2 protein-coding genes are annotated in these 1,491 nt (G+C 65.1%); one reads left to right on the forward strand and one right to left on the reverse strand.

Going from position 1 to position 1,491, the window contains the following annotated elements; all coding sequences use genetic code 11:
- Nucleotides 1-207: 207 nt before the first annotated feature.
- On the forward strand, nucleotides 208-1,182 hold the full coding sequence (locus A5764_RS08255; RefSeq protein ID WP_082951578.1) for a helix-turn-helix domain-containing protein: 975 nt from the start codon (nucleotides 208-210) through the stop codon (nucleotides 1,180-1,182).
- A gap of 24 nt (nucleotides 1,183-1,206) precedes the next feature.
- Here A5764_RS08255 and A5764_RS28800 read toward each other — a convergent pair.
- The coding region (locus A5764_RS28800) for a DUF302 domain-containing protein (protein WP_369807288.1) at nucleotides 1,207-1,491 on the reverse strand (285 nt) is incomplete at its 5' end.

Consider the following 1,491-nt stretch of genomic DNA (forward strand, 5'->3'; position numbering starts at 1 on the left):
GGTCGCCGACTCCAGGTCGGTGAGGGAGGTGGAGGCATAGCCCTTCTCCCAGAGCAGGTCGCGCGCGGCGCGCACAGCGGCCTGCTCGTCGAATTGTCTGCGCCGCCCCACCGTCACTAGCCGATCCTATGCTCTCGGGTTGACTTTCTGAACCGAACAGTCCAGAATGGCACAAACCGATCGGTCCAGATCTCCGACGAGGTAAGCATGCCTTATGTGACTGTCGATACCCGCCGAACGCCGCTCAGCGCCGAAGCGGTGACCCAGATGATGCACGAGAAGTTGGTGGCGGTCGACATCGCGTTCACCGAGGGCGCTCCGGTCACTCTCGCGGGCACCATCTACGAGTTGGGTGATTTGCAGAAGTTCTCCGTTCACTCCAACGCGTTGAAGGTGGAGCGGACGCCGACGCAGGCCCGCGATGACATGCGCCCGTGCGTGTTCCTGGCGATGCAGCCGTCGGGCACCAGCGTCGTGGTCCAGCATGGCCGTGAGGCGTTGTTGCGTCCGGGTCAGCTGGTGTTGTGGGACACCACCGCTCCACACACCGTGTGCGATCCCGACGGGATACGCCACCACTACTTTCGGCTGCCGATCGACCGGCTTGGCCTGCCGCACAACATGATTAGTCAGTTGTGTGCGGTCACGCTGAGTCCGCAGCATCCAGTCGCCGATCTGACGGCGACCTATCTGCGGCGATTGGGGACGCGGTCTGACATTTTCGAGCGCCCTGATACGGAATCGGTGGCGCAGGCCAGCATCGACCTGGTGCGCGCCCTGATGACCACCCACGCCGACGCCACCAAGCTCGGCCGTGAAGCCATGCATGCAACACTGCAGTTGCGGATAATGGAATACCTGCGCGCCCACTTGCATGAGCCGAATCTCAGTGCGGCGCAGGTGGCATCGGAACATCACATCTCGGTGCGCCAGCTCTACAAGGTGCTCGCGAAGGCACAGATCGGCCTAGGGGATTGGATCCGCACCGAAAGGCTGGCGGCGTGCCGGCGCGATCTGGCTGCGCCCGCTGCACAGACGACAACGATCGCCGCGATCGCTCGGCGGTGGGGGTTCGCCGACCCATCGAGCTTTGCCCGGATGTTCCGCACCGCGTATGGGATGTCGCCTCACGAGTGGCGTGACCTGCGCGCGGACACCGAGGGCGGCAGGATTCGCTCCTAGCCGCGCCCCTGGCTTTCTCGGCGGTCACTGCGTCGGACCGTCGTCAAGGAACGCCGCTGCGGCTTCGACGCCGAGGACGGTCAGCAGGCGCGCCACCTTGCGGTCCAGTTCGCGGCCCACGTCGGTGACGGCGGGATCGTTCAGGCTGGCGAACAAGCTGCTGGGCTGGTCGAGGCTGAAAATGGCATCGCCGCCGGCATCACTGTGGACGAGGATGCGCAGCGGCGCGTAGAGCAGAGCCAGGGAAGAGTGGCGGAACATCTGCTCGGCCACGACGGGGTTGCCCAGCAGGTACTCCACGGCCGGGGT

Origin of the sequence: Mycobacterium sp. 852002-51057_SCH5723018 (genome assembly GCF_001667035.1) — a bacterium.
Lineage (GTDB): Bacteria > Actinomycetota > Actinomycetes > Mycobacteriales > Mycobacteriaceae > Mycobacterium.